Source organism: Crassaminicella indica, from assembly GCF_019203185.1.
GTDB lineage: Bacteria > Bacillota > Clostridia > Peptostreptococcales > Thermotaleaceae > Crassaminicella > Crassaminicella indica.
In genome coordinates this window covers 2,096,018-2,120,134 of sequence record NZ_CP078093.1, presented here as the reverse complement: position 1 = coordinate 2,120,134, position 24,117 = coordinate 2,096,018, and the positions used below count along the sequence as shown (strand labels likewise).

The following is a 24,117-nucleotide window of genomic DNA, read 5'->3' as shown; positions in this document are numbered from 1 at the left end:
CTGTGAATTACTTATCATTAATCGCAGCAATACCAGGTAGTTCTTTTCCTTCTAGGAATTCTAAGCTTGCTCCACCACCTGTTGATATATGTGTCATTTTATCAGCAAATCCAAGTTGTTCTACTGCTGCTGCACTATCTCCTCCACCAATAATAGTTGTACCGTCACACGCTGCCATAGCTTCAGCTATACCTTTTGTACCTAATGCAAAGGCTGGCATTTCAAATACTCCCATAGGGCCGTTCCAAACAACTGTTTTTGCATTCTTTATTACCTTGCTAAATAGCTCGATACTTTCTTTTCCTGTATCAAGTCCCATTACATCTGCAGAAATATTTTCAACTTTTACAGTTTCATGTTCTGCATCTGCTTTAAATTCCTTTGCTACAACTACGTCTACAGGTAATAATAAATTTATACCTTTATCTTCTGCTTTTTTCATCAATTCTTTTGCAAGCTCTATCTTATCTTCTTCAAGTAATGATTTTCCTATTTCAAGTCCTTTTGCTTTTAAGAAAGTATATGCCATTCCACCACCGATAATCAAGGTGTCAACCTTTTCTAATAAATTATTAATTACACCAATCTTATCAGAAACTTTGGCTCCTCCTAATATAGCAACAAAAGGTCTTTCTGGGTTCATTAAAGCTTTACCCATTATATCGATTTCCTTTTGAATCAAATAACCCGATACACATGGTAGATAATCCGCTACTCCTGCTGTTGAAGCATGTGCTCTATGAGCTGTACCAAAAGCATCGTTAACAAAAACTTCACCTAGACTTGCCAATTCCTTTGCAAATTCAGGATTATTTTTTGTCTCTTCTTTTCTAAATCTAACATTTTGAAGCAATACAACTTCTCCATCTTTCATTTCTGAAACAGCTTTTTTTGCCATTTCACCAACAACTTCATCATCTGCTGCAAAAACTACTTCTTTTCCTAATAACTCTGCAAGTCTTTTTGCTACTGGCTCAAGACTAAAGTTTTTATTTGGTTCGCCTTTTGGTCTGCCTAAGTGAGACATTAAAATCACTTTTGCTTCATGATCAATAAGATACTTGATTGTTGGAAGCGCTGCTCGGATACGAATGTCATCTGTTATATTCTTATTTTCATCCATAGGTACATTAAAGTCACAACGAACAAGTACCTTCTTCCCTTTTACTTGAATATCCTCGATATTTTTTTTATTCAATATCCTTTCACCTCTAATCCTTATATTATAATGCTCCTCTAATATATGTAACATACTATTTTCTATTCGTCAACGATTGATCTTATATGATTTTGAATAGAGGGTTCAATCTGATATAAGATCGAACCCATCATCTACAACCTTTATAATCCTTTGCTAATGATATAGCTCACTAAATCTATTACTCTATTTGAGTATCCCCACTCATTATCATACCAAGAAACGATTTTTGCCATGTTGCCATCCATTACCATTGTTGATAATCCATCTACAATAGAAGATCTAGGATCTTGTCTATAATCTACAGATACTAGTGGCTCATCACTGTATCCTAATATACCTTTTAATTCTCCCTCAGCAGCTGCCTTGAATGCTTCATTGATTTCTTCAACTGTAGCTGGCTTTTCTAATTCAACAACTAAATCTACAACAGAAACAGTTGGTGTTGGAACACGCATTGCCATACCATTTAATTTTCCTTTTAATTGTGGTAATACTAACGCTACTGCTTTTGCAGCTCCTGTAGTTGTAGGAATAATAGATTCCGCTGCAGCTCTAGCTCTTCTTAAATCACTATGTGGAAGGTCTAAAATTCTTTGGTCATTTGTATAAGAGTGAACAGTTGTCATTAATCCTTTTTTGATACCAAATTTCTCGTCAACAATTTTAGCAAATGGTGCTAAACAGTTTGTTGTACAAGAAGCGTTTGAAATTACATGGTGATTTTTTGGATCATATTTTTCTTCATTTACACCTAGAACAATTGTAATATCTTCATTCTTTGCTGGTGCAGAAATAATTACTTTTTTCGCTCCTGCTTTAATGTGTTTTTCAGCTTTTTCTTTATCTCTAAAGATTCCTGTAGATTCGATAACGATCTCTACTCCTAGTTCCTTCCATGGAAGGTTTTCTGGATCTCTTTCTGCATATATTTTTATTTCTTTTCCATTTACAACAATAGCACCTTCTTTTACTTCTACTGTACCATTGAATTTACCAAAGCAACTGTCATATTTTAATAAATGTGCTAATGTTGCAGGATCTGTTAAGTCATTGATAGCTACAATTTCAAAATTAGCATCTGTCTTTTCCATAGCTACCTTAAATGCATTTCTTCCTATTCTTCCAAAACCATTAATTGCTACTTTTACACTCATGAAACATCCTCCTTAATATATATATGTATTTTTTATATTAAAATTTTTTTTGCTAAGCCCTCATCAATCACTAATGTAAGATTCTCATTCAACTTGCTTATTGCAATAATTGCCTCAGCCTTTTCAGTTCCAGCAGCTGCACCAATAATATGCTGTAATCCTTTATAATGATCTAAGCTTACACCTACAGTATTTACTTCTTGTATTATTTCTCCATCTTTATTGAAATAATACCCAAAAGCTTCTGCTACAGCACCATGCTGCTTTAAAGTATTTATTTTTTCTTCGCTTAATCCTCTTCTTACAGACATCTTATCAGCTCTACCTATCCCAAAAACAAGTATTCCTATTTTTTGAATATAATCTACTACTTCCTTTATATTTGGATCCTCTGATAAGCTTTTTAAAAGCTCTTTTGATATGTTGTCAGGCATATGAAGAAGATTATAAGATGCATTAAGCTTTTTGGCAATTTTTGCTGCAATGGTATTAGATTGCTTTTCTACATTTTTTCCTAACCCTCCACGAGCTGGGATAACAGCTATATTGGAGTGTTTTAAATCATCTTCACTCATTTCTTCAGCAACCATAGCCATTGTTTGACCACCTGTAATACCTATGACAATATCATTTTTTAATATAGATTTAAGGTAAACTGATGCAACACGACCAATTTCTCTTAAAACAAGTTCATCTTCATCATAGGAACCAGGTACAATTAACACCTTATGAATATTTAATTTTTTGGCTACTTCTTCTTCCATGCTATTAAGTCCTTTAAACCTATGTATATAGCTTCTTAGCATTTCCAAACTAGTATATCCAAATCTTGTAACATTCATTCCTTCAGCTTTAATTTCTATAAATCCCTGTTTTTTTAAAATATTTGCTTCTCTACGTACAATTCTTTCTCCCATTCCCAATGCATTTGCCAAATTTCTTCTGCCAATTGGCTGATGATGCTGGATGAGTCTAAGCATTTTGTATCGATTGATTAAAGTTTCTACAAATTCTGGTACAATTCTTTTTTGTATCTCAATCCATTCATCGATTTCAGCGTTTTCTCTTATCCACATCAGTTACATGCCCCTTTTATAATTTCCTATATATTTACTCTTTGGGACGTTTTTTGTCCCCGTAGACATTTTTTGTCCCATTTGGGTTAAAAAAATATCCAGCTATAGAATAGCATAAATTCATATAAATATCAACAAAAAAGACGTGAATTTCACGTCTTTTAAAATCTTTTTCTCTTTGAAGAAGATAAAATTTTCATTTCATCTCTATATTTTGCAACTGTTCTTCTTGAAATTTTTATTCCTTTTTCCTTTAATCTGTTAGATATTTCTTGATCACTTAGAGGTTTTTTACTATCTTCATGATCAATCATATCCTTAATCATGCTTTTAATGCTTTCTGAAGCAATTCCTTCTCCTAAACGATTTGATACTCCACTAGTAAAGAAGAACTTTATTTCAAAAACACCCCTAGGGCACTGCATATACTTTCCATTTATTGCTCTGCTTACAGTAGATTCATGAACTCCTACTTCATCAGCAATCTGTCTTAGCGTTAAAGGCTTTAGATGTTGTCTCCCTTTTTCAAAAAAATCAATTTGATAATCAACAATCGCTTTTACAACATTATAGATAGTCTGTCTTCTTTGCTCTATGCTTTTTAAAAGCCACATGGCTGAATTTAACTTACCTGTAAGAAATTTTGATGTGTTTGAGTCTTTATTTTCGTGCAAAAGCATTTTTCTATAATATGAACTAATAGACAACCTTGGCGCTGTAGTATCATTAACAATGACAACGTATTCCCCATCGATCTTTTCTACATTTACATCTGGTGTAATATACTTTATTTCTTCTCCTGAACTAAAAGCTCTTCCTGGTTTTGGTTCTAAAGTCTTAATAAAATCTGTAATAGCCTGAACCTTCTTCGTAGATATATTTAAAGCTTTTGAAATATTCATTAACCTATTTTCTGCAACATCATCTAGATGCTCTGATATAACTTTTAGAATTTTATCATCTTCTATTCCTTTTTGCTTTACCTGAATAATTAAGCATTCCTTTAAACTTCTAGCAGCAATTCCTGGGGGATCAAAGGTTTGAATAACAGATAATACATCTTCTACTGTTTCTTCATTTACATAAAAAAATGATGCAATTTCAGAAATATTTGTATTTAAATATCCATTTACATCTAGGCTTTCTATAATATACTTTCCTATATTGATATATTGCTCTTTTAAAACAGCAAATTGCAATTGAAACAACAAATGCTCTGTTAATGTAATATCTGAAGATACAAATTGCTCAAAGGATACTTCTTCTCTATCTTTATTAAAATTATATTGTTTGTAGCTAATATCATCATATTCCTTAAAATATTCTTTCCAATCAACTTCATTCTGATCCGTTTTTTCTTCTTGTTTTTTCCTTAATTCGCTCTCTTTAGAAGAACCTATTTCGAGAAGAGGGTTGATTAATACTTGCTCATCAATAAACTGATTCAATTCTTGATAATTAAATTGTAATATCTGAATAGCCTGCTTTAGCTCAGGAGTCATCACTAGCTTTTGGACTTGTTCGATGTTTAAATTAAACCCTAATTTCATCTCAAACCTTCACCTTCTCTCTTGTCTATAAGTATTTATTTAAATTTTTGGTCTTCTTTTTCTCTCATTATATCATTAATTTTTAAGGAAATAAAGCTACATCCATTCAATCCAAAGGAAAAAGACAAGGCATATACCTTGTCTATCTCTCTCCTTTTTCATATGGTACACCATTTGCTGCAGGACCTGCAGACTTTCCAACAAAACCTATTAAAACTAATAATGTTATGATATATGGCAGCATAGCTAAAATCTGTGATGATATTGAAATAGCTGTACTACCTAAGAATACTACTATACCTTGAGCAGCACCAAACAATAAACAAGCCCACATAGCACCTTGAGGCTTCCATTTTCCAAAAATCATAGCAGCAAGGGCAATAAAGCCTTGTCCAGAAATCAATGTAGGACGAAAGTTAGAAACTACTGCAAGACTCATTGCCGCTCCTCCAAAGCCTGCAAATATACCAGACAAAATAACACTAAAATATCTAATTTTATAAATATTAATTCCTAATGTATCTGCTGCTTTTGGATGTTCTCCTACAGCTCTAATTCTAAGCCCTAGCTTCGTCTTATAAAGCATATACCATACAATAAACACTAAAAGCAATGCAATATATACAGTTGCATACTGATTAAATACCAAGTCAAAGAATGAATTCTGTTGAAATATTCCATCTAAAGGTCTAGGGATTTTATTATCTAAATCAATAGACTTTGTCATAGTAGCACCTTCAAAAAATATACGACTTAAAAACAATGCAATTCCTGGTCCTAAAAAGTTAATCGCAATCCCTGATACTACTTGATCTGCTCCAAATGTAATAGATGCAATAGCGTGTAATATAGCTAATAATCCTCCTGCCAGTCCTGCACAGAGTAGCCCTAACCATGGATTTCCTGTGAAATACCCTACTGTTGCACCTACCAACGCTCCTAGAGTCATCATCCCTTCAAGACCTATATTAACAACTCCTGAATTTTCAGAAATAACCCCTCCTAAAGCTGCAAAAATAAGTGGCGTTGAATACATTAATGTCGTCCCAAGAATAAAACCTATATTATCAATCACCTATTTCACCTCTTTTCTTTTTCTTGCATCTAAAAGCATCTTGATGAATTTTGGCATAGCAATAAAGTATACAATCGTTCCCATTACAATACTTACAATCTCTGATGGTGCTCCCATAGCAGATTGTATTTTAGGTCCTCCATATTTTAGTGCCCCAAAAAGTAATCCTGCAAAAATACATCCAAACGCTCCATTACTACCAATCAAAGAAACTGCAATTCCATCAAATCCATATCCTTCCATAGCTGCTAAAATTGAAACCTGTTTTGATATACCCATTACTTGCATCGCACCTGCAGCACCTGCTAATGCTCCAGCTATACTCATTGAAATAATTATACTTTTATTTACATTGATTCCACCATATTCAGCAGCATATTTATTAGAACCAACAGCTCTTAATTCATATCCTAATGTAGTTTTGCTCAATATAAACCAAACCAAAACAGCCAATAAAATAGCACAAATAATTCCTAAATTTATAGGTGTTTTAAAAATACTCTGCAGTATTGGATGAGCTTTTAACCAAACTCTTCCTGCATCTGTATAACGCCACTTCTCTAAAATTCCAACTGTTGCAGTATCCCATATTTTATAAGATGCTTCACTATTAGGTCTTTTAAAACCTTCTAGCATAATAACATAATTATTTAAATACAAAGCAATCCAGTTTAACATAATAGTTGCAATAACCTCATGAACTCCAAATCTAGCCTTTAAAAAGCCTGCAACTGCCCCCCATATACCTGCAGCAGTTATAGCCGCAGCAAATACTACAATAGCATGAAGCACTATAGGTAGTTTCACAAAATAACCTACTAATGTCGCTACTAAAGCTCCAACAATAAACTGTCCTTCTGCACCAATATTGAACAATCCTGTCTTAAAAGCAAATGCTACTGAAAGCCCTGTCATAATTAGAGGTGTAGCATAAATAATTGTATATGAAATATATTTAGGCTTTCCAAATATACCATTTAATATTACTGAATATGCCTCTATTGGACTATATCCTGCTATCTTTAAAGCAATAGCTCCTACAGCAAGTCCTAACAAAATAGATATTAATGTAATCGTAAAATTTCCACTAAATAACATTTCTTTTAATGAATTTTTTTTATTTTTCATTGCCTGTACCTCCTCCTGCCATCATGAGACCAAGCGTATTTTCATCTGTTTTATTTGCTTCTACAATCCCTACTATTTTTCCCTCATAAATTACTGCAATTCTATCGGATACATTCATTATCTCATCTAATTCTAGAGATACAAGCAACACAGCCTTATTTTTATCTCTTTGTTCTACAAGTGCCTTATGAACATATTCAATAGCTCCTACATCTAAACCTCTAGTAGGTTGAGCTGCAATTAATAATTCTGGATTATTAGTTACTTCCCTTGCTATAATTACCTTTTGTTGATTTCCACCTGATAAAGCACGAGCCTTTAACGTCTCATCCTGAGGACGAACATCAAACCTCTCTACTAATTTTTTTGCAAAGCTTTTTATTTTATCTTTTTGAAGAATTCCATTTTTAGCAAAAGGTGCTTTGTAATAATTTTCTAATATCATATTTTCCTCAACACTAAAATCTAATACTAACCCTCTTTTTTGTCTATCTTCTGGAATTGTTGAAATCTTATGCTCTAAAATCTCTTTTGGTGTCCTTCCTGTAATATCCTTTCCCTGCATAATTATTTTTCCTGATTCTATCTTTCTAAGTCCTGTAATCCCTTCAATTAATTCACTTTGTCCATTTCCATCAACTCCTGCTATCCCTAAAATTTCTCCAGCATGTACTTTAAGAGACAATCCATCTACTGCATTAATCCCACGATTATCCTTAACTACTAAATTATTTATTTCTAGTACAACGTCTCCCCTTTCTCTTTCTTTTTTTTCTACAACAAAATTTACTTCTCTTCCAACCATTTTATTTGCTAGTTCTTCCTTAGTAGTTACACTAACATCTACTGTATCAATATGCTTTCCTCTACGAATAATTGTACAATAATCAGCAATTTGTTTTATTTCTTTTAATTTATGAGTAATTATAATTATAGATTTGCCCTGCTTAGTAAGATTTCTAATTATATCTATTAAATCTTGAATTTCTTGTGGTGTTAATACAGCTGTTGGCTCATCTAAGATTAAGATTTCAGCTCCCCTATATAATGCTTTTAAAATCTCTACTCTTTGTTGCATCCCTACAGTAATATCCTCTATTTTCGCATAAGGATCAACATAAAGACCATATTTTTTAGACAATTCTTCCACATGTGAAACCGCTTCCTTAATATCCAGCTTTCCAAAGCTAGTAGTCGTTTCCTTTCCCAATATGATATTCTCTGCTACTGTAAAAGGCTCCACAAGCATAAAATGCTGGTGTACCATACCTATTCCATGTTGAATAGCTACATTCGGATCTGTCATTGTTACCGTTTTCCCATTGATTCTTATTTCACCAAAGGTAGGCTGATATAGACCATACAAAATGTTCATAAGCGTAGTTTTTCCTGCTCCATTTTCTCCTAATAAAGCATGTACTTCCCCTTTATGAACCGTCAAATTAATGTTATCGTTTGCAGTGAAATTACCAAAAACCTTTGTGATATTTTTCATTTCCACAGCTTTTTCATCAAACTTGATGTGATTCAATAGAATAACCTCCTAATCACTTAATACCGAAGCAGCCCAGACTATTTGCCTGAGCTACTTGATTTTCATTTTATATTATTATATCACTTTTTTTATTTAAATTCACTAAAAGTTTTTTCATTATAAGGAACTACAATTTTTCCATCTATAATTTGTTGCTTTAGATCTTCTACTTCTTTCAAAATATCAGCTGGTACATGCTTGTTAGAAGTTGGAGCAATATCTACACCACCCTCTTTAAGTCCATAAACAACTGTTGTTCCTCCTGGGAATTTTCCTTCTTTTAAACTCTTTGCTATATCAAAAACTGCAGTATCTACATGCTTCATTGCTGATGTAAGTACGTTTTCAGGTGCTAGATTACTTTGATCTCTATCTACACCAATTGCAAATTTATTTTGTTCCTTAGCAGCTTCTATAATACCATCACCAACACCACCAGCAGCATGGAATACAATATCTGCGCCATCTTTATACATTTGATTAGCAATTGCTTTACCTTTAGCTGCATCTGTAAAAGAATCAGCATATTGAACTAAAACTTTTACATCTTTGTTTGCTTTTTTTACACCTGCTCTGTATCCATATTCAAATCCGTCAATAACATTTCCTTTAACTCCACCAACAAATCCAACTTTTCCAGTTTTTGTCATTTTCCCTGCTATATAACCTACAAGGAATGATGATTGCTCAGCTTTAAATACTACACCTACTAAATTTTCTGGTGTTTTTTCATAAGCATAGTCAACAATAGCATATTTTTGCTCAGGATTTTTTTCAGCTTCTTCTTTTACTAAATTACCCATTTTATATCCTATACCCCAGATTAAATCATTCTCTTCATCTAATAAAGATTCCATGTTTGGACCGTAGTCAGCATCTTGTCTAGATTCTTTATAAGAAACTTTAATTCCTAATTCATCTTCAGCTCTTTTTAAGCCTTCCCAAGCTGATTGATTGAACGATTGATCATTTACTCCACCTACATCTGTTACCATAGCAATTTTTAATTTTGTTTTTTCCGCTTGCTCTGGTGTTTTTTGTCCACAACCTGCTAGTAATCCAGCAACAAGTATTACTGTCAATAAAATTGCTAATCCCTTTTTAAACATTTTGAATTCCTCCTCTATTTTGATTTCCCACAAAAAGAATAATATTATGTATTCGCTAAAATATTCAAAATTCCTTTATCATAACACCATATTTTTTGAATTTTTTAATGGTAAATAAAATTAAATATTTACAGTTTCTTTTCATATTTATATTTCCATTTTATTATCAAGATTATACTTAAACTTCTAACAAATATCTCTTTCCTTTTCAATAAAACCAGCTTTTGCTAGCACTTCTGTTGCAATATCTATTCTTTCTTCATTTACAAGAACAATTGGTCCTGTACACCCCATTCCACTTTCTGCATAAATTCCTGTTTTCCATAGCACCTTTACAGCAGCTTCTAAATCCATTATATCTATTCCAGATATAGAGCCTGTTACTACTTCCTTAGAAGGTGCAACTACTCCTTCTTCGCTTTCTGTTTCTTTTTTATAGTCTTTTCTTAAATGCTTTAATATTTCATCAAGCTTTGCTTTCTTTGCTTTTTCAAATTCTTCCTTTGCTATTTCTAGTATTTTTCCTTTTGTTACCTTTGCCGCATAGCTAAGGGCATTTGATACTACTGGTATTCCTGATGCTCTTGATAGGATAAGAATGATTTTATCATAATCTTCTCCTACACCCGGACCATATCCATATCCTAAGCCTTCATAGCTTCCTCCCGTTGTGAATGATGAAAATACTTTCATCATAATATTTCCTGTAAGCGTATCTATTACCATCACATCTGCTGTTCCTGCAAGAAGATCATTTCCTCTCATTATGGCTCCGCCATCTGAACGCATGGATTCTGCAAAGTTAATATTATATCCATTATCTCTTAGTTCCTTTAATGCTCTTTCTACCTGTCTTGCTCCATCTACATTTAATATTCCTACTGTTGGATTTTCTATCCCCATCGCTTTTGCTGTAATTATTCCATACAATGCATTTTTTACCATTGCCTCTGTTCTATTTACTGATGATGTTCCTGTTGTTGTTCCTATAAACATTTCTTTTCCATACCCTGGCGTGATTACTCTTCCTACTGTTGACACACCAACTGGAAAGCTGTAGTGCATAGTTACACATGCTTTTATGTATCCACTATCTAATAATTCCTCCATTTTTTTATGCATATCCTTCTCTGATTCTACTTCTACAATTTCTAAATATGTATCCACCTTTGGTCCAATAAGAACAATATCAAAGTTTTCTCCTTTTTTTGCTGCTATTTCAGCACCCTTTACTAAATTTTCTGTGCCATGCTCACTTCCTAATATTGTAAGGCCTATCCTTATTTTTTCTCCAAATTCGCCACTTTTTATAGCATCAGCAATTTCTATAAAGGTTTTTCCTATTATTTGTTTCACCGCTCTTTTTTGTCCCATAATCATCACCCCTATTCCTTTAGTAGATGTGATGCGAAATCTTTCATAGCCTCCGCTATCATATTTTTTATCTCTTCTTTTGATACCCCTACTGTTTCTTCTACTCCTGAATTTCTTTCAATAACTACAGATACACCATCAAACAGGTTTGTCATACGCCCTAAAAATAAGCTTCCCTTTCCTATAATCATCACTCTATTTAATTTACCTTCTGTTAAATCCTCCTTAGCAAAGCCTATATAAGGAACTCCTGACGGAATATGTCCTTGTGTTGGTGCCCAACCAGGCATACCATGTTCTTTCACGAAATTTAGAAGCTCTTTTCTATCTAATTCTTTTCTTTTAACTCCTAAAGCACCAATCATTTTGTAGTTTGCTTCTGGCACGTCTCCTGCTCCTGCTGGTTTTGTAATATCTGGATTCTGCATTTCAACAGAATATTTATCAATATCTGTAATCTTTAGTCCTCCCTTATCAAGAGGTGCTGTAACTAATGAAGTGATTACTGCTTGTGGAGATGAACCTGTACCTACTGTATGTCTTCCTACTAAATCCGTTCTAATGATTGGATTTATACCGTCATTTTTACTAACAAGTATTGCAAATGCACCTACTACATCTTCTAATATAGGCAATTCTTTTTTTACATGGTCTTTTCCATTCATTCCAAGCTTTGCTGTAGCTCCTCCTGCTACTATAACTACATTCTCATAGGTTCCAGCCTTTACAAGAGATGCTGCCTGAATCAATGCATGAGTTGGTGCTGCACAAAAGCCTCTTGTATCTGAACCTGTTGCATTTATAGCACCTGAACATTCTGCAATAGCCTTTGCAAAGTTTCCTCCACCTCTTTGATTCATATCTCCACAAGCTTCCTCTGAACACTCTATAATATAGTCAATATCTGCTACATTGAGATTATTCTTATCAACAAGATGTTTAAACGCAAGAACACCAGAAGCTTTTACTACTAAATTTTCAAAAAGAATATGTGAAGTTAAATTTGCATCTACATCATGAGCTCTTTTTACACAACCAACTAAATTTCCCTCATGATAAATAGCTTCAGCATTCTGCTCATTTATAAACTTCTCAATTTCAGATAATTCTTCTCCTTCCTTTAGCCTTGCTACATCATCCTTCAATAAATGATGATGCCTAAGCTTTTCTTTTAATATTTTATTAAAGCCCTTTTCTATTTTTACAAGATCAAATGCATCTACAATCTTCATAAGCGCAATGAACTCATCCTGAGGCATAATTTCTCCAAATTTCCCAAAACGATCCTTGCAATTAGCATCTTTACTACACCACGGCAAAGCATATTCTCTTAATTCCTCTGGATGCATATTCCCTATGTACACTTGATTAGGAGCATAATTTAAAACCTCTTCATAGCTTCTAATATGCTCTGGAAGCTTTTTAAGGTATTCTGAATCAGGGTTTGTAACTCTTTCTGTAGTCTGAGTTGTTCCATTATGAATGATCATATCAGGAGTATGTACAAGAACATATCCTGCACCTTTAATTACTGGATAACTCATTTTTCCACCTCCACATAATTTTAAAAAATTTGCCACAAGTCTTATGCAGCTCGCAGCTACAGACTATTCCATAATCTATTTTTAGTATATTACAAACATAAATACATTGTATAGATATAAAAAATGTTTATGATGATCGCTATTTTATTAAAACTTTTAATAAATATAATACAATCACTAAAACTATTGTATAATTTTAAATAAATGGGTGATCTTCACCACCCATTTATAGTAAGCAGCTGCCAGCTGCATCAACAGCTGGCAAAGACTTAATCTTCAAAAACAGTTTGATCTTCTATTTCTGTTTCTAATGCTTTTAATGCTTTTTCAACCAATCTTTTTCTTAATTTTTTCTCTTCCTCTAGGTCTAGCGCTGGATTCCCTAGCGGATGAGGAATAGCTATTGTAGGTACGATTCTATTTGCTCCAACTGTTAATGAAATAGGAACAACAGTACACATATGCACAACAGGAATTCCTGTTCTTTCTATTTCTTTTACCATTGTTGCACCGCAACGCGTACAAGTTCCTCAGGTAGATGTTAGAATAACAGCTTCTACACCATCTGCCACCAATTCTTGTGCATATTGTTCTGCAAATTTCTTAGCATTTGCAACAGATGTACCATTCCCTACAGTTGTATAGAAGTATCTATGAAGTTCTCCGATTTTCCCTTCTTTTTCTAATTCCCTTAATACATCAACAGGTAATACTCTATCAGCATCTTCATTTGCATAAACAGGGTCATAACCACCATGTGCTGTTTCATGGGTTTCAGATGTTAAATCACTAAAATCAGCTATATCATATTTGCCATATTTAGATGCACTTGATGATTCGATATGGTCTGGATTTCCTTTCGGTACAATCCCTCCAGAAGTAACTATTGCTAATTTTGCTTTTGATATATCTTTAATAGCTTTACCTGGTGTAACATGATCAAACTCAGGCATCGGATATTCTGTAACATAATCTTCACCATTAAGCTTTTTAATCAACATATCTACAGCTCTCTTTGAGCCTCTTTCTTCTCTAAATATATTTTTTCTTATTCCTCTCGGAATATATCCTTCAATACTAGGCGCTTTTACTTCTTCACCTTTTCCAAGTTTTAATGCAAGCTTTGCTAATGCTGGAATAGCTTTTCTCATTGTAGCAGCAGAATTTCCTGTTTCTATAATATAAATATCCTTTTTAAACATATCTGCTCCAGGATTTTCTGGATACATAGCTGTTACAACAGGAATATTTAGCTCTTCTTTTACAGCTTTACTAATCGTTCCACACGCTACACCGTATCTACCTGCATTAAAAGCTGGACCTGCAATAAACATATCCGGATGATACTTTTTCACCATATCAATAATAACAGCTTTTGCTTCTTCAATATTTTCATTAAAATAGGAGTCACCACAAATAACTGTAGCAACAATTTCGGCTTCATCCTTAAAAGCTGCTTTTAAAGCCATTCCAGGCCCTACAACTCCTTCTCTTACCTCAGGTTTTATATCTGCTTTTTCTTCTCCTCCAATACCTGCAAAGAATTGGTTTATATAATGAACAACTCTAATAGTGCTCATATTTCCCCCCCTCTCGTATTTTAAATGGGAAATTCTTTTTAATATTTACAGAATTGTTCTCTCATCGATCTCATTTCTTCGACAATTGCATCAACATCTAATACCATTTCCATCATACCAATTTGCTCTTCATACACCTCTGGATCTACAGCATCTTTAAATTCTGGCTCTACAGCATGGTATGTTCTAAGTCCTAACTGGACTCCCGCTAATGAACCTGCAAAAGTAGGGTCTCCATTTGTTACAGTTTCAGCAGCTAATCCTGCAGCTTCTGCTTCTGCTGCTCCAAAAATTACTATAATATTTTCTGCACCATACTTTTCTGTTAAATTTTTAACCCTATTTTGATTTTCTAGGTCCATTGCTCCTGCTGCCGTTCAGACAAAGCACTCTGTAGCAGAAAAAACTACTTCACAGCCTGTGCCTTTTAAACATTCTTCAATAGCAGGACCTGGTATCCCATCTCTGTCACCAATGATGATGACTTTCTTACCTTCAAATAAACCCATGGTTACCATCCTTTCCCTTTGTTTTTCATTTTAAAATAGTTCTTATTAAAAGCCTGTAGCAGATAACTTATTAAATCCTAATTCATTTGTTGCACCAGTAATCACTTGAAGTTCCACTTCAATACTTCCATCATGTCTTAAACTGCCATCAAATCCTCCAGCAATTTTATCAACATAATCTAGCATACCTATTATTTTCTTCATCGGTGGAAGAATAATGATTTCATTTGCATTTCCACCTGTTACTACAGCATCTGCTTTTGGATCTGCATCTGCAAGAGATTGAGATGCCCCATCACGACCTGCATATTCATCTGTTACAATTACAGTTTTTACACCTTCGTCTTCTATTTTCTTGCAATTCATAATAAGATCTGTGTCTGGATTTCCAAAGCCCTCTTGAGATACAATTACTCCCTCAAGACCTAAATATTTGCAAAGCTTAGCAGTCCAATTTGATGATCTTTCTTTATCTGCAAGATATACATTTTCATTTGTAATAATTACTCCTACAAAATTTATATCCTTACCATGTCTTTCATATAAGTCATGAATAATTGGATTATTTTGATGATGATAAGTTGTATTTTTATCACAAGCAGATACACAATTACCACTAAGTATTGCTCCATCCATTATCTCTGTTGGATAAAGAATTGTAGGAACAATTTTTTTTGCATCTACTCCATAAACATAAGTATCATGAAGCAACCCTTGTGTTTGAAGCATGTATACATATGCTACTTTTGGTAAATCAGGATACTCTTTGACACTCTCAAATAATGGTTTTGTTTCATAAACTTCTACTTCATCTGGTACCAATTCTCTACCAGCTTTACCAATAAAGCTAGCTACTTTTAATCCTGCCATTCTTACAGCAGCTTCATATTCATGTTGTTTTAAACCATCTATTGGTTCAATTACTAAACAAATATTGTTTAGCTTTGAAAATGGAGTATACTCGGCTCCAGGACCACTCATATCAATGATACCTTCCTGAAATCCAACAATTTTGCCGCAAGTAACAACTGCAGCTCCCTTTAATACATGCGTGCGGCCTGAACCTACAGTAGTAACTTTATTTATTACTCCAGGAAATATGCCACCTTGCCCTTCAACTTTTACTCTTGGCTCAATAACATCCTTTACAGGAGTTATTCTAGTTGCTTCCCCTGGCTTGGCAAGTTCTACCTGTGCGCTTTTGATATGATCATCTTCCATGATAATGTTGATGATTTCTTCCTTATTTACATATAATGTTCCATTTTCTACTTTGGTCATATCACCAAATTGAACATCGCTAATATTAATTTTCCCCAATTCTAGGCGCACATCATTCACCTCCCTTTATATTTTACCCACAACTGGTGACTTACTCACCAGCGTGAGTTGTAAACTATCCTACATGTTTTTGAAGCATAGCAAGAATATTAGCTTTTGTTGCAGCTTCCTTTGTCACTTCATCTACTTTTTCACCATCTTTGTATAATGCAATTGTTGGAAGTCCTAATACTCTTTGTGATATAGCAAGCCTTCTTGCTTTCATAGTATTTAATTTTGCAAATTTTACTCTTCCTTCATATTCAGCTGCAAGCTCTTCTATATCTGGCATTAATGCTTTGCATGGCTCACAGCCATCACTCCAATAATCCACAAGCACATATCCAGATGCCTCTAAAACTTCTTTTTGAAAAGTATTTTTATCAAGTGCTAACATATAAATTCCTCCCCCTATCTTTAATAATGATTTTCAATATATTTTTCTGCTGCAACAGCTGCAATTGCACCATCTGCTGTAGCAGTTACTACCTGCCTTAAGGATTTTACTCTAATATCTCCAGCAGCAAATACACCTGCTACACTTGTTCTCATGTCTGCATCTGTTATAACATATCCATCATCTGTTAATTCAATTTTTCCTTTATATACATCACTTTGAGGTTTATATCCTACAAACGGGAATATCCCAAATGTTCCATCATTTTCATCTGCATGATATTCTGTAATTTTACCTGTTTTTTTGTTCTTAAATACAATAGCTTCTACAATTCCATCTCCTTTTATTTCTTCTACTACTGTATCCCACATAAAATCTATTTTTTCATTTTTAAATGCTTTCTCTTGAATTGATTTTGCAGCTCTTAACTCATCTCTCCTATGTACAATCGTAACCTTTTTGGCAAATTTCGTTAGATACATAGCTTCTTCTAATGCAGAATCTCCTCCTCCTATTACAAATACTTCTAAACCTGTAAAAAAGTCTGCATCACAAGTTGCACAATAGGATACTCCTTTTCCTATTAATTCCTTTTCTCCTGGACAACCAATTTGTTTTGGTGTAGCACCACTTGCAATTATTACTGTCTTAGACTTATATACTTCCTTCTCTCCCTTTATTACCTTTACTTTTTCAGTAAAATCAACATCTATTACTGTATCCTTCTTTCTTTCTGCACCAAATTCCTCTGCCTGTTCTACCATCCTTGCAATAAGGCTTGGCCCTGTAGCATTTTGAATAGAACCTGGATAATTTGCTACTTCATTTGTCGTAACAATCTGACCTCCTGTTTTATCCTTTTCTAAAATCAATGTTTTCATTTTCGCTCTTGCTGCATATAGACCTGCTGCAAGTCCAGCAGGCCCTGCTCCTATTATGATTACGTCATATAGTTTTTCCATTTTAATCCTCCTTTTTAATTGTTTAAAATAATCAAAAAAATTGATCCATACTTTCTATTGCACTCTTTATAAGACAATAGTCAATAAGTTTAAAATCCTCTAATATTTTTTCTGTCCAAAGAGGTATTTTCTTCCCTTTTATAAACTTCTCTGCCGTCTGAATACTTTCTTCAATTATTTCAAGTGATTTAATATGAAGCTCATTTTTTTTCTTTGTCATAATGACTGATTTAAAAGGAGTCTCATTAGGCTTAACGCTTCCTGAGAGAGGGTGAGTAAGCAATCTATATCCCTCATGTATCTTGTTTCTCGTAATTATAAGAACATCAAGATATGTATAATCTTTTGAATAAATTATATCCATTTTTTCTTTATTTTCTTCAAAAACTTTCAAATTATTTGTAATTAGAACTTTTTTCATATTCATTCACTCCACTTTTTATACAGCTAGGAAAACGTTTTTTGTTCTTATGAAAATAGAGGCACATGACAAACTCATGTTTGCCATATGCCTCTGTCTTGAACCTGAGAGTTTCTTCTAATAGATAGAATTGCTCCTTCGGTGCTTTTAAAAAGCTTTCCAGAGTTCTGTCCAAATACGGTCCTTTTGCCTGAGAATTTCACAAAAAGATAGGCAATATCGTTTTGCTTGTCCCTTCGGCGACCCAATTAGGATTCTCTCCCGCATTTTTCAACCAGAATATTTTTATACATTTCAAACAATCATTAGAATTATCTATATATTCATTATAATACAAACAATATACCTTTACAACAATTTTTTGGCAACTTTTGTTATTTATTTCACATTTTATTCATCTCTCATGTAAAGAAGAGCCAATATTCCTGGACCAGTATAAGTCCCTATGGTACATCCTATTTCCGTAGTAATGATTTTTTTTGGCTCAAAAGTATCCATAATCTCTTTTTTAAGCTTTTCTAATCCGTCAATATTTGCCCCATGTGCTATACACACATATTCTGATCCATGCTTTAAACCTCTTTCTTTTGCAATTTGAATCATTTTAGGTATTACTTTTTTACTTCCTCTTACTTTATCAAAAAGTTCTACTTTTCCATTTTTTATAGTCAAAATAGGTTTTATATTTAATATTTTTCCAATAGTTGCCTTAGTATTACTAAGCCTTCCACCCTTTTTAAGGTAGTCAAGAGTTTCTACAGAAAAAATATGATCAGCTTTCTCTTTCATTTTTTCTACTCTTTCTATAATTTCTTTTTTGCTTTTACCTTCCTTTGCCATTTTTGCTGCTTCTACTGCAATCATTCCACAAGTATATGAAAGTGATAAAGTATCAATTACTGTTATATCATCAGACGCCAATTCCTTCTTTGCTATTAGTGATGATTGATGAGTTCCACTAACACCTGAAGATCCATTAATAACTATTACTTCATATCCATTTTCTAAAGCATTTTTCATTTCCTTCATAAAAATACTTGGAATGACTTGAGAAGTACTAGGCAATTCATCAGAAGCTTGAAGTTTATTAAAAAATTCTTCTGGGCTTAAATCCTCTCTATCTTTAAATTCATTATCTCCAAACCTTATTGTTAATGGTAAAACTGTAATATCATATTTATCGATAAGCTCCTTCGGAATATCAGATAAGCTTGTTGTTATAATTTTTATAGGCTTCAATCACATTCCCTCCTATCATGATAAGTTGATTTTATCTATATTATTTTATTATCTATACATTGTTTTTACAACTAAAAAAAACTAAACCTTCAAAAATCACTTTGTTCAAACAATGAAGGTTCTTAACATATTTTCCATGTAATTTCAGTAAGCTTTTTTACAAAAGTTATTATCTTTATATATTTATTTTTTTATGTTGATGATTATAAAAATATTATATTGATACGTAAAATAGAAAATAGACTCCCCATATATGAAGAAGTCTTATACTTAAATCTTAAAATTTATCAGATGCATCTATTACAGAAAAAGCAATTTTCGTAGCATGATCTCCTATTCTTTCAAGATTGCTAATAATATCTAAAAATATAATTCCTGCACCTGCTGAACATTCCTGTTTATTTAATCTTGCAATATGACTAGTCCTAAGTGATTTTTCCATATGATCAATTTCTCCTTCTCTTTCAACAACCTTTCTTGCCATATTCATATCTCCTGTTTTTAATGAAAGAATTGCTTGATCATATGATTTCATTACACGATTATGCATAAGCTTTAATTCTTCTATAGCCCCTTTGCTAAATACTAATTTACGTTCCGAAGCAAAAATGGCTAATTCAGCTAAATTATCAGCATGATCTCCTACCCGCTCAATATCATTAATCGTATTAAACAATCCATCCACAAGTTCATGTTGCTTCCCTGATAAATTAGTACTAGATAATTTAACTAGATATTCAGCAATTTCTCGTTCCATCGTATTTATAATTTTTTCCATTTTAAAGGTCTCATTTGCTAATTTCTCACTTTTCTCAAAAAAAGCTTTCATAGAGGTTCGATAGCTCTCTAAAACTAAATCACCCATATTAAGTATTTCCTTTATTACTTGTCCTATAGCAATAGATGGTGTTTCTAGCATCCTATCATCAAGATACTTACCACCTCTTTTTTCTCTCTTTTCAGAATCATTTATAGGGATCACTTTATTAGCAAGTTTTACCCATATTGTAGCAAAAGGTAGTAATAGTAATGTGTTTCCAATATTGAAAAGAGTATGTGCATTAGCCAATTGCCTTGCTGCATTTTCTGGTGAAAAATGCTTCACAATCGTAATAGTTATATCTTTAAAGAATATCATAAATAATAATGTACCAACTACATTAAAAGTAAAATGAATAAATGCTGCTCTTTTTGCTGTTCTATTCGCTCCAATACTTGATAACATAGCTGTTACACAAGTTCCAATATTGGTTCCAAATATAATGGGTAAAGAAGCTTCTATAGGTAAAAGTCCTTCACTCGCTAAAGCGATTAAAATACCTGTAGTCGCACTACTACTCTGCACTACTGCAGTAATCAAAAATCCTGTAAATATAGCCATCAATGAATCAGTAAATGTTGGATTTCCAAAGCTAAGTAGCATTTCTTTAAACCCTGCATATTCACGAAGTGGTTTTACCGCATCTTTCATAAAGTCCATACCAATAAATAAAATACCAAACCCTATAAAAATTTCTGCTACATTTTTTGTCTTTTTATTGTTGCTAAAAAGCCATATTCCAACACCTATTCCAACCACGACAGGAGCAATATAGCTTAATTTTAACGAGGCGATTTGAGCAGTTATAGTAGTTCCTATATTAGCACCCATAATAACTCCTGTAGCCTGAGTTAAATTCATAATTCCTGCGTTTACAAAACCTACAACCATAACGGTAGTTGCACTACTGCTTTGTATAATCATTGTAACCAATGCTCCAACAATTACTGCCATGATTCTATTATTTGTAAGGACTTCGATAATTTTTTTCATCTTATCTCCAGCAGACTTTTCCAGCCCATCACCCATAATAGTCATTCCATAAAGAAATAATCCTAGCCCTCCAATTAGTCCAAAGAAGATTTCCATTTATGCCCCTCCTATAATTATGTAATAAATGCACACCTTTTATATAATACACCATTTTTAATGCCTTTTGTTAATTTTATTAAATTTTCTTCATAAAAAAAAGCGCACATGCGCCCTTTACACTAAATTTACAAAACCTGTTTGTCTTAATGCTTCATATAATATGATATTAGCAGAATTTGATAAATTTAAAGATCTTGCTCTCTCATTTTTAACCATAGGAATTCTTATACAATTATCTTCATTTTTATTAAGTATTTCTTTTGGCAAACCAGCCGTTTCCTTTCCAAATACAATAAAGCATTCGTCTTCATACTTCATATCCGTATAGAAATTTTTTCCTTTTGTTGTTGCAAAAAAGAATTTCGCACCTTTATATTTAGCAAATAATTCATCAATATTGTCATAGATATGTAAATCCAACAAATCCCAGTAATCTAATCCAGCTCTCTTTAAATGCTTATCATCAATTGAAAATCCTAAAGGTTTTATTAAATGTAATCTACTTCCTGTTGCTGCACAAGTTCTCGCAATATTTCCTGTATTTGGTGGTATTTCTGGTTCAAACAATACTATATTTATAGACATATTATCTACTCCTTTATTGCAATATCTAATTCAATTATACCACAATCTGTATTCAATGGAACGGTAATTGTTTCCTTTGAGCTTGTAGATACAGATAATTTTTCTCCAATCAAAAGAGTAGGTGGTGTAATATCTATTGTAATACCTTTATTATAAAGTAGTGTGGCTGCGTTTCCCAAAATCATATTCCCAAGTTCTGAAATAGCACTTTTCGCAATGTCATCTAAATTGTTAACTGGCATACCGCCCATCATATTAGAAGCAATTTTTCTTGCCATATCTTCATTCATTCCTAAAATTGCTTGTCCTTTTAATTGACCAGTTAATCCTATAAAGATCATTACATCTGAACCGTCAAAAGAACCTTCTCTAGTAAACACTTTTCCCATCTCACATGGTATGTTTGCCATTTGATGTAAAATATCCTTACTGGCTTTTATAAAAGGATTTATCAACTCTACATTCATTGTAATACTCCTTTCTTATGCTAGAGTGTAAGGTTATTGCTGTTATTATATCATATTTATATGATTTTTTTATACATTTTTCACATATTTTAGATAATTTTCTCTATGTTTTTTATCTCCTATTGATTTCCATGTATGTTTTTTATTTTGTTTTTATCTAATATAATTTCTTGCTCCTATTGTATCCGTAGCAATTGGATCTGTTCCAGTAATAATAATAACATGAGTATCCACTGACTTTCCTATCTCTTCTCACACAATCACCTCAAATAAAATTTTTTATTCATAGTATGAGAAAATTATGTAATTCTTATACAATTTTGGAAAAATCGAACTTTTAGTTTCTGATCTTTTTTCAAAAAAAAAGACCCTTTTGAAAAGGATCATTCATAAATTTTATTAAACAGTAGATTTTTTAAGATAACTCCTCCAAGTTATTGCCCATTTATTTGGATCATCCATATATGATTCATCAACTCTATGACACGAGCTACAATATGGTGCATTTTTGAATTTTTCTGGTGTTTCATAAGCTTCTTTAAATATATATTCAAGAGTCGCAATATATTCATCTAAATCTTCTTTTGATGGGGTTTCGGTAGGCTCTAATGTCATTGGCTCTGGAACATAGTATGGATGGTGACTAGTCCAATAGTGCATACCAAAATCCATCATCCTTCTTTGTACATCTTCCGTCTTAATACCCGTATCTTTAGTTAATTTTTCTATTGTATATCTAACTTGCTCTATGCGTTGTTTTCCTCTAATGTATGGTGCATCTACACAATCTAACTCCATGAGCTTTTTAAATAAATAATTATTATTTAGCACTGCTATTTTAGCAACCTCATACAATCCCTCTGGACCCATGCTCATAATCCATGCATAAGCTTTCATCACAACAGGTGCTACACCATTAAATAATCTAACCTTCCCTACAGCATATGAATTATTTGTAATGTCATAATTTAAAAAATATTTTTCTCCATCAAAATCTATTAGTGGAGCTGGCATAAATTTTTCTAATTCTTTTGTTACTCCCATAGCTCCAGTTGCAGGTCCACCGCAACCATGAGGTGTTGAGAATGTTTTATGTAAGTTGAAAAAACACATATCAAAGCCTGCTTCTCTTGCTCTTGTGACACCAAGTAAGCCATTTGCATTTGCTTGATCATAGCAGCAAAGCCCTCCATTTTCATGTACAAGAGATGTAAATTCCTGTATCCTAGTATTATATACTCCAGTATCTTCTGGATTTGCAACAAAAAATGCTGCTGTTCTTTCAGATACGGCTGCTTTAAAAGCTTCAAAATCTGGATACCCATTTTCATCTGGATGAATATAAATAATTTTATATCCCATCAATGCTGGAGCTGCTGCATCTGATGGATGCGAATAAAGAGTTGTAATGATTTCATCTTTCTTATCTTCGCACCCATTAGCTTGATGATAAGCTCTCACTACGGATGCCATAGTCATAATAGCCTGACTTCCTCCACCCGGCTGGAATGTAAAACGATCCATACCAGAAATTTCTCGCATTAAAAGATCTGTTTTATACATAATTTCTAAAATACCTTGAACAGTACTTTCATGTTGAAGTGGGTGTATTTCTGTCATTTCAGGCATTCTTGCTAATTGCTCATTTACTTTTGGACTATATTTTACAGTACAAGTTCCTTGCCCAATTTCTATATTTACATCTGCACCTAGTGTCATTTGAGACAAGCGCATATAATGTCTTAACACTCTTGGTTGAGATATTTCTGGCAAATTAGGAGCTTCCTTTCTCATCATATTTTTAGGAAGCTTTGAAATCCCATCTCCAACCAAATCTACAATTTCATCTTCAGCCTTTGGAACTAAAACTCCTCTTTCTCCCTTTTTGCTCAATTCAAATATAATCGGTTCATCCCATTTTGCTTGGTGAAAGTTTCTTACTTTGTAGTTTCTATTGATCCTTTTCATTCTTATCCATCC

The 24,117-nt window shown here is 33.0% G+C and carries 21 protein-coding genes and 2 riboswitches; all 21 genes read right to left on the bottom strand.

The window, feature by feature from the left end:
* Window positions 1-7: 7 nt before the first annotated feature.
* A complete protein-coding gene (locus KVH43_RS09960; protein WP_218282387.1) occupies window positions 8-1,252 on the bottom strand; it encodes a phosphoglycerate kinase in 1,245 nt (414 codons plus the stop codon).
* Between the two features lie 89 nt (window positions 1,253-1,341).
* Entirely contained in the window at window positions 1,342-2,355 is a 1,014-nt protein-coding gene (gap, locus tag KVH43_RS09955) for a type I glyceraldehyde-3-phosphate dehydrogenase (protein WP_218282386.1), read from the bottom strand.
* Between the two features lie 32 nt (window positions 2,356-2,387).
* Window positions 2,388-3,431: a sugar-binding transcriptional regulator gene (locus KVH43_RS09950; RefSeq protein ID WP_218282385.1), complete on the bottom strand. Its 1,044-nt coding sequence runs from the start codon at window positions 3,429-3,431 to the stop codon at window positions 2,388-2,390.
* A 161-nt stretch (window positions 3,432-3,592) separates the two neighbouring features.
* Window positions 3,593-4,981: an RNA polymerase factor sigma-54 gene (gene rpoN, locus KVH43_RS09945; protein WP_218282384.1), complete on the bottom strand. Its 1,389-nt coding sequence runs from the start codon at window positions 4,979-4,981 to the stop codon at window positions 3,593-3,595.
* A gap of 142 nt (window positions 4,982-5,123) precedes the next feature.
* The gene (locus KVH43_RS09940; RefSeq protein WP_276572121.1) at window positions 5,124-6,056 is read right to left on the bottom strand and encodes an ABC transporter permease; all 933 of its coding nucleotides are present in this window, start codon (window positions 6,054-6,056) and stop codon (window positions 5,124-5,126) included.
* Window positions 6,057-7,184, bottom strand: a complete 1,128-nt coding sequence (locus KVH43_RS09935) for an ABC transporter permease (protein WP_218282383.1) — start codon at window positions 7,182-7,184, stop codon at window positions 6,057-6,059. It lies immediately after the preceding gene.
* Window positions 7,174-8,679, bottom strand: coding sequence for an ABC transporter ATP-binding protein (locus KVH43_RS09930; protein WP_218284139.1), 1,506 nt, complete (start codon window positions 8,677-8,679; stop codon window positions 7,174-7,176). The genes KVH43_RS09935 and KVH43_RS09930 overlap by 11 nt, the downstream gene beginning before the upstream one ends.
* A 128-nt stretch (window positions 8,680-8,807) precedes the next feature.
* Window positions 8,808-9,827 (bottom strand): BMP family lipoprotein, encoded by a 1,020-nt coding sequence (locus KVH43_RS09925; RefSeq protein WP_218282382.1) that lies wholly within the window; start codon window positions 9,825-9,827, stop codon window positions 8,808-8,810.
* Window positions 9,828-10,013: 186 nt separating this feature from the next.
* A complete protein-coding gene (gene grdD, locus KVH43_RS09920; RefSeq protein ID WP_255547735.1) occupies window positions 10,014-11,201 on the bottom strand; it encodes a glycine/sarcosine/betaine reductase complex component C subunit alpha in 1,188 nt (395 codons plus the stop codon).
* Window positions 11,202-11,212: 11 nt separating this feature from the next.
* A complete protein-coding gene (gene grdC, locus KVH43_RS09915; RefSeq protein WP_218282380.1) occupies window positions 11,213-12,745 on the bottom strand; it encodes a glycine/sarcosine/betaine reductase complex component C subunit beta in 1,533 nt (510 codons plus the stop codon).
* 269 nt (window positions 12,746-13,014) lie between these two features.
* Window positions 13,015-14,325, bottom strand: a complete 1,311-nt coding sequence (gene grdB, locus KVH43_RS09910) for a glycine reductase complex selenoprotein B (protein ID WP_218282379.1) — start codon at window positions 14,323-14,325, stop codon at window positions 13,015-13,017.
* Between the two features lie 38 nt (window positions 14,326-14,363).
* Complete coding sequence (gene grdA / locus KVH43_RS09905) at window positions 14,364-14,834, bottom strand: glycine/sarcosine/betaine reductase complex selenoprotein A (protein ID WP_218282378.1); 471 nt, start codon at window positions 14,832-14,834, stop codon at window positions 14,364-14,366.
* Between the two features lie 45 nt (window positions 14,835-14,879).
* Entirely contained in the window at window positions 14,880-16,166 is a 1,287-nt protein-coding gene (locus KVH43_RS09900; RefSeq protein ID WP_218282377.1) for a glycine/sarcosine/betaine reductase component B subunit, read from the bottom strand.
* A gap of 64 nt (window positions 16,167-16,230) precedes the next feature.
* On the bottom strand, window positions 16,231-16,551 hold the full coding sequence (gene trxA / locus KVH43_RS09895; RefSeq protein WP_218282376.1) for a thioredoxin TrxA: 321 nt from the start codon (window positions 16,549-16,551) through the stop codon (window positions 16,231-16,233).
* 20 nt (window positions 16,552-16,571) lie between these two features.
* Window positions 16,572-17,513, bottom strand: a complete 942-nt coding sequence (trxB, locus tag KVH43_RS09890; RefSeq protein WP_218282375.1) for a thioredoxin-disulfide reductase — start codon at window positions 17,511-17,513, stop codon at window positions 16,572-16,574.
* A 31-nt stretch (window positions 17,514-17,544) separates the two neighbouring features.
* Window positions 17,545-17,934 (bottom strand): GrdX family protein, encoded by a 390-nt coding sequence (locus KVH43_RS09885; RefSeq protein WP_218282374.1) that lies wholly within the window; start codon window positions 17,932-17,934, stop codon window positions 17,545-17,547.
* A gap of 91 nt (window positions 17,935-18,025) precedes the next feature.
* Window positions 18,026-18,099: riboswitch (glycine riboswitch) on the bottom strand.
* A gap of 3 nt (window positions 18,100-18,102) precedes the next feature.
* Window positions 18,103-18,208: riboswitch (glycine riboswitch) on the bottom strand.
* A gap of 116 nt (window positions 18,209-18,324) precedes the next feature.
* Window positions 18,325-19,173, bottom strand: coding sequence for a DegV family protein (locus KVH43_RS09880; protein WP_218282373.1), 849 nt, complete (start codon window positions 19,171-19,173; stop codon window positions 18,325-18,327).
* Window positions 19,174-19,450: 277 nt separating this feature from the next.
* Window positions 19,451-21,082 carry a Na/Pi cotransporter family protein gene (locus KVH43_RS09875; protein ID WP_218282372.1) on the bottom strand — a complete coding sequence of 544 codons (1,632 nt, stop codon included), beginning with the start codon at window positions 21,080-21,082 and terminating at the stop codon, window positions 19,451-19,453.
* A gap of 117 nt (window positions 21,083-21,199) precedes the next feature.
* Window positions 21,200-21,670 carry a tRNA (uridine(34)/cytosine(34)/5-carboxymethylaminomethyluridine(34)-2'-O)-methyltransferase TrmL gene (gene trmL, locus KVH43_RS09870; RefSeq protein WP_218282371.1) on the bottom strand — a complete coding sequence of 157 codons (471 nt, stop codon included), beginning with the start codon at window positions 21,668-21,670 and terminating at the stop codon, window positions 21,200-21,202.
* Window positions 21,671-21,675: 5 nt separating this feature from the next.
* Window positions 21,676-22,137, bottom strand: coding sequence for a chemotaxis protein CheX (locus KVH43_RS09865; protein ID WP_218282370.1), 462 nt, complete (start codon window positions 22,135-22,137; stop codon window positions 21,676-21,678).
* A gap of 399 nt (window positions 22,138-22,536) precedes the next feature.
* Window positions 22,537-24,105, bottom strand: coding sequence for an aminomethyl-transferring glycine dehydrogenase subunit GcvPB (gene gcvPB, locus KVH43_RS09860; protein WP_218282369.1), 1,569 nt, complete (start codon window positions 24,103-24,105; stop codon window positions 22,537-22,539).
* Window positions 24,106-24,117 lie beyond the last annotated feature (12 nt).